Genomic DNA, 6,526 nt, shown 5'->3' with positions numbered 1-6,526 from the left:
CCCTAGTCTGTCCTCAATAAAAAAACCGATACCTGAGCTTTCAGATATCGGTTTTTATTATTACTGTTGGTTTTATCTTGCGCACTCACCGTTCAGCATTATCTATCTATATGACTTAAGCCGCGATGCAAGAAACAACCCTAGTCGGTACCAAGCTCAAGCAAGCTGGCATTACCACCAATCGCGGTGGTATTGATGGTTTTGACGCGCTCAGTGACAAACCGATGCAGATAGTCAGGCGTGAGCATCTCTGACATGCCGTCCATATCGGTCACACTAATGACTTGCGTCAAGATACCATCGGTGTTGGCCAGCTCTTGGCTGATGGCCTGCACTTCACTATTACTGCCTGCCACTGCGACCTGCGCAAGGCGATCGATGTATAACAGTGTGATGGTTTGTGAGTCGTTGGCGACGCTTAAGACATCATCGCTTACTCCTATCTCATAAAGCACTTTTGCCGCTTCATCGCACATCTCCGCCTGACTTGGGCAGTGTAGTATCACTTCGTTACCCGTCAGCAGGGCGGCGATTAGCTGACCAAGCACTGCCATCGTACGCGCTGATTCACTACCGATGACCATGGTTTTGCCACGAGCCGTCATGTACAGATCATTGGACTCTCCTGTCGCGCCTGTCATACGGTGCACTTCATCTAAGCTTGGCGCAGCGCTCAACAAATGGTTGAATAAGCGCTTGGCTTTATTGGCATCGCCCGTCAACAAGGCCAACCGAGGAATGGCTGCTTGCAGATAAGCGGCGCGATTGACCGCGCCAAGTAATCGCCAAGACTCACAAACTTGGGCATGATTTTTTTTAAATTCAGTCGCCATCTTGCTACTCCTTATGCGATTGCTGATTGCGTGGATGTTGAAGGTTGATTGTCGCTATCTAATTTCATCAGGCGCGCCACATAATGTGGGCCACCTGCTTTGGGGCCAGTACCTGAGAGGCCACAGCCACCAAATGGCTGGACGTTGACCACCGCGCCGATTTGGTTGCGGTTGATATACGTATTACCCACCAGCACGCGGCGCTCGACATGCTCGGCGGTGTTTTCGATACGGCTATGAATACCCAATGTCAGACCAAAGCCGGTGCTATTGATGGCATCGATCAGCTTGTTTAGATCACGTGCTTGATAACGCAAAACGTGCAAGATAGGACCGAAGTGCTCACCGCCTATCACATCAATGCTTTTTACTTCTATCGCTGTCGGTAAGACAAAGGTAGATTTTTCTTGACTGACGACCGAGCTGACACTCATGGGCGTCTGTGCCAAGATCGTCGCGGTTGGCTCAGCACGCATGCGCTCGATATGTGCTTCTAGGCCATTTTTGGCATCGGCATCGATTACCGGACCGACATCCGTGGCGGCGTACAGCGGATTGCCGACCGACAGCTCCGCCATATTGCCTTGCAGCAGCTCAATCAAATCATCAGCCATCTCTTCTTGTACACACAAGATACGGCATGCTGAGCAGCGCTGACCCGCTGAGCCAAAGGCAGATAGCACAGCGTCTTTGACCACTTGCTCAGGCAAGGCGGTTGAGTCAACGATCATCGCATTTTGTCCGCCTGTTTCGGCGATTAGTATTGGTAGCTCACCACTGCTTTGTGCATGACTGTTTAAGCTTTGGTTGATACGCTGGGCGGTCTGGGTAGAGCCTGTAAATATCACACCTGCGATATTGTCAGCGGCCGTCAATGCACCGCCTACCTCACCTGCGCCTATTACCAACTGCAACGCTTCTACCGGCACCCCTGCTTGATACATCAGTTGTGCACCAAAATGCGCAATCAGGCTGGTCTGCTCAGCAGGTTTAGCAACCACGGTATTGCCTGCGGCCAGCGCCGCCACGATTTGACCGGTATAGATGGCCAGCGGAAAGTTCCAAGGACTGATACAAACAAAGGTACCGCGCGCTTTATACACTTGACGTGCAGGCTTACCAGACAAGTCTGTAAACTCGTGCACCACCTCATCTAGGCGCTCTGCTTCATCCGCATAAAAACGGCAAAAATCGACCGCCTCTTTGATCTCATCGATACTGTCTTGCATGGTTTTGCCCGCTTCTACTTGGCACAGTGCCATGAGCTCAGCGTAGTTTTCTTCATACAAATCAGCAATCTTACGTAGTATGGCTGCGCGCTTGGCCGCTGACTGCGCTTGCCATGCTGCTTGTCCTGCCACGGCCGCTAGGGTCGCTTGTTGTGCCAGATCAGCATTGGCATAAACCACTTCACCAGCGATCACGTCGTGATTCCAAGGCGCGCGTACTGTGTGCGCTTCAAGCTTGTTGACTTGACCATCCACTTTATACTCATCAATCGCCGCGCCATTGATGATAGAAGTCGCTGACCATGTCTTGTGCAAGTGGCTATCAATCGCCGCTTTAAACGGTAGCCACTGCGACTCTACAAAGATATTGGAGCCAAAGCTGGCGCGGCGCTCGCCATAGATATCTAATGGCAAGGGAATCTCTGGATTGTGCAATGTTGCGTTGGCCAGCAGCTTATCAAAAGGGTGCACGGTCAGCTTATCAATCGGATAAGACTTGTCTAGTAGCTGATGGACAAACGAGCTGTTGGCACCGTTTTCGAGCAAACGACGTACCAAGTATGGTAGCAAGTCTTTATGAGCACCGACTGGCGCATAGATACGCACCGGAATCTGATAGGCTTGCAAGATATGATCATAAAGCGCATCGCCCATGCCGTGTAGACGCTGAAACTCAAAGTCTCGATGCGCACTCATGGTCATGACTGATGCTAGCGTATGCGCATTATGCGTCGCAAACTGCGGCCAAATCAACCCGCGCAGATGATCTGATAACAAGAAGCGCGCGCACGCCAGATAAGCCGTGTCAGTGCCTTCTTTTCGTGTCCAGACAGGATAACCTGCCAGCCCTTTTTGCTGAGCCAATTTGATCTCCGTATCCCAGTACGCGCCTTTGACCAAACGTACTGGAATGCGATCACCCATTTCTGCCGCTAACTGCGCCAGCCATGCCAAAACTGCAATCGCGCGCTTTGAGTAGCCCTGCACCACCAACCCTAAGCCATCCCAGCCGGCAGTCAAATTGTCACGATACAAAGACTCAAACAGTTTTAGCGAAATCTCAAGACGATCGGCTTCTTCGGCATCGATACTGATATCGACATTGACGGCGCGCGCCGCTTCGATCAGTAGCAAACAGCGCTGACGCAGCAGTCCCATCACTTGCGCTTCTTGCGTGGCCTCATAGCGCGGATGCAGCGCCGACAGCTTGATAGATACTGACGGTTTTGGCATACCCTCAGCCACTTTGATATCTGCGGTGGCTTTGATGGCGTGCAGATAATCATTAAAGTACTTTTCAGCATCTTTATGCGTAATGGCCGCTTCACCCAGCATATCAAATGAATAGGTGTAGCCTTTGTTGCGATACGGCTGACTGTTTTTATTGGCGCCCTCGATGGTTTCCCCCAATACAAACTGATGCCCCATGATGCGCATGGCTTTTTGCATGGCACTACGAATCACCGGCTCGCCCATCTTTTTGGTCATACGATCCAAAAACCCTGTGGCCGTGGTGTTGCTATCGATACTCACGACGCGGCCGGTCATCATCATGCCCCATGTCGAGGCATTGACCATAAAACCATTGTCATTTTTGATGTGTTTTTTCCAGTCAGCCACGCTCATCTTGTCATGGATCAAAGCATCAGCCGTATAATTGTCTGGTACGCGAATCAAGGCTTCAGCCAAGCTCATCAGCAAGATACCTTCTTGGGTATCAAGGCTATACTCAAGCAATAATGAGTCCACCATTTTGACGGCTTTGCCATCATTGCGTACATGCTCGACCAGCTGGCGTGTTTGCTCAGCAGCGTCGTCACGCTCTTTGTCGCTGGGCTTAGCAAGTGGCAACAGCTCTGACAACCAGCGCTCTTCATCCACACAATATAAAGGTGAGATACACGCGTATAGTGCTTTTGACGACTGGGTAATATACTCTGGCGCTAGCAGATCGACAGGCTTAAATAAAATCGGCTCTTGCGGGGTAAACTGGTTTACTGGGTTCATAACAACTCCATAACTATCGTTTAAAAACCATCATAAATGGGGCTTTAGGAAGTCTGATCGTCTTGTATCACCACTAATGACAGCGGTTAAATAAATAGCAATCACAATATATGCATGCAGCGATAATCAAAAGACCAAACGGCGCCATCACAAAACGAGAAAATCCAGCATAGGCTGGAAACGGTTAAGTAGGTCGTTCGAGTGTTAAACGGGCTACGTTAACAATACAAAGGCAACAACGAAAAGTTAAGCGGCATTAGTGCCTTCTTCTTGTTAGTAGTGAAAGGAGTGCGATGAGCAGGTTTTGCGATAGCGATATCAAACATCGACGTGTCAAATATGGCGAATCCCTGTCATCTAAGATAATGCAAATTCACTGTAAGAAAAACCTCTACGGCGTTGATTGAGGTGATGCGCTTAACGTCGCTATAATATCATGAAAAAAATTTTCCAACTAACGATATCGCGTATTTTTGACAATTAATATCTTACTAAAAAACAATCAGTTACTAGCACATTTGCCATCATGACGCCTGAGTTATATTTTTGTGTTTACTATTGTGTGTTAATTGTTTTTTTAATCAAATACTTGGACGCGCCCTTTGCTAAAACCTGCACCCTAAAAACTCTCTACTGCACCCACATAAAAAAACCCTTTTTATCCATATCAGATAAAGAGGGTTTTTACGGATGACAACGCAATATTGAGCCGTTATATCAAGTCAAGCGTATTTGTATCAAACGTATTGATATATTGATAACGCCAAATACTTATAGCAGTACCAGCTTGGCAAGCAAAATAGCCGTCAACACCCATACAGGGATGCTAATCTCTGAAAACTTACCCGTCATCAGCTTGACAGCAGTAAAGGTGATAAACCCAAGCGCGATACCATCAGCGATAGAGTACGTCAGCGGTGTGAGTAGCAAAACTACCGCCACTGGTGCCGCTTCGGTTAAGTCTTCCCAGTTGATGTCTTTTAGCGTAAACAACATCAATACCGAGACATAAAAAATTGCGCCAGCAGTCGCATATGCAGGAATCATCCCAGCAAGGGGTGCAAAGAAAATACTCAGCACAAACATCACGCCCACGGTCACTGCCATCAGACCTGTACGGCCACCTGAGGCCACACCTGAGGCGCTCTCGATATAACTGGTCGTCGATGATGTACCTAGCATAGCGCCTGCGACTGTCGCTGTTGAGTCAGCAAGCAGCGCCTTGTCCATGTTAGGGATATTACCGTCTTTATCGATCAGACCTGCCTTGTTGGCGATACCCACCAGACTGCCTGTGGTATCGAACAAATCAACAAACAAGAAAGCAAAAATCACACTGATCATACCGATATCAAAGGCACCTGCGATATCGAGTTTCATAAAGGTTGGTGCGACAGATGGCGGCGTCGACATGATGCCTGTAAACTGTGTATGCCCTGTAAACAAACTGATCAGAGTAATCGCCAAAATACCAATCGTCACCGCGCCTGGGACTTTTTTGTAGACCAAGCCGATAATAATAAAAAAGCCCAGCGCCGCCATCATCGGTGCAAACGCGGTCATATCGCCTAGCATCACTAGTGTCGCATCACGGCCAACGATGATGCCTGAGCTTTGTAAGGCAATAAAGGCCAAAAATGCACCAATACCCGCCACGATGCCTTGCTTGAGGCTAGCTGGAATGGCATTGATGATCCACTCGCGAATCTTAAATAAGCTTAAGAGAATAAACAAACAACCTGATAAGAAAACAGCGCCTAACGCGGTTTCCCACGCATAGCCCATGCCTAAAACGACACCATAGGTAAAAAAGGCATTCAAGCCCATACCAGGAGCCAATGCCACAGGCAATCGGGCATAGATACCCATGATAAAGCAGCCTAATGCCGCTGCCAAACAGGTAGCAACAAACACCGCCCCTTTGTCCATACCAGCTTCTGCCAATACGTTGGGGTTGACAAAGATGATATAAGCCATCGTCAAAAAGGTGGTTATACCAGCGAGGATTTCCGTTTTGACCGTGGTGTTTTCACCGTTGATCCCAAAATAGCGTTCAATTGCATTCATAAGTGTCGCGCCCAGCTTGCTAAGGTATGGCCTTATTTAAACATCAAAATATATAAATAGACCGTATCTTAGAGAAAGAACAAATTTATTGGTGCCTAAAATAAATATGACGTCAGCAAATAGATTGCGACGTCATTATCAAAACGGCAACGGTAACAAAGTGCAACATTTTAGAGAAATTGGCGTACAAATTCAATCATTACCCGTGCCTGATGGGTGCAAACAGCTGTTTTCGCGTTATTTATAACTGTTTTGTGGTTTAGCTCCTATGATAAGTCACCAAATCAATCGAAAATAACAACGTATCATTTTTACCGGTTTTATTTACCGTTTAACACTTTAATAAATGACCTTTTTTTCATTTCACAGTACACTACACTAGGACTTGTC

Annotated in this window: 3 protein-coding genes; all 3 read right to left on the bottom strand. The window is 47.8% G+C overall.

The window, feature by feature from the left end; genetic code table 11:
- Positions 1 to 140: 140 nt before the first annotated feature.
- The 3 genes from NK638_RS02200 to NK638_RS02190 all read right to left on the bottom strand — a co-directional run bounded on the left by NK638_RS02200 (position 141) and on the right by NK638_RS02190 (position 6,136).
- Entirely contained in the window at positions 141 to 833 is a 693-nt protein-coding gene (locus NK638_RS02200) for an aldehyde dehydrogenase family protein (protein ID WP_192994086.1), read from the bottom strand.
- Positions 834 to 844: 11 nt separating this feature from the next.
- Positions 845 to 4,069 (bottom strand): bifunctional proline dehydrogenase/L-glutamate gamma-semialdehyde dehydrogenase PutA, encoded by a 3,225-nt coding sequence (gene putA / locus NK638_RS02195; RefSeq protein ID WP_274631759.1) that lies wholly within the window; start codon positions 4,067 to 4,069, stop codon positions 845 to 847.
- Positions 4,070 to 4,840: 771 nt separating this feature from the next.
- A complete protein-coding gene (locus tag NK638_RS02190) occupies positions 4,841 to 6,136 on the bottom strand; it encodes an NCS2 family permease (protein ID WP_274631758.1) in 1,296 nt (431 codons plus the stop codon).
- Between the last annotated feature and the right edge of the window lie 390 nt (positions 6,137 to 6,526).

The sequence above is a fragment of the Psychrobacter sp. A3 genome (assembly GCF_028823565.1).
GTDB lineage: Bacteria > Pseudomonadota > Gammaproteobacteria > Pseudomonadales > Moraxellaceae > Psychrobacter > Psychrobacter celer.
This window is presented reverse-complemented; position numbering and strand designations above follow the sequence as displayed.

Bases quoted from the DNA above. Each gene is read 5' to 3' on its own strand.
- NK638_RS02200 (WP_192994086.1), bottom strand. From the start codon at position 833: ATGGCGACTGAATTTAAAAAAAATCATGCCCAAGTTTGTGAGTCTTGG.
- putA (WP_274631759.1), bottom strand. From the start codon at position 4,069: ATGAACCCAGTAAACCAGTTTACCCCGCAAGAGCCGATTTTATTTAAG.
- NK638_RS02190 (WP_274631758.1), bottom strand. From the start codon at position 6,136: ATGAATGCAATTGAACGCTATTTTGGGATCAACGGTGAAAACACCACG.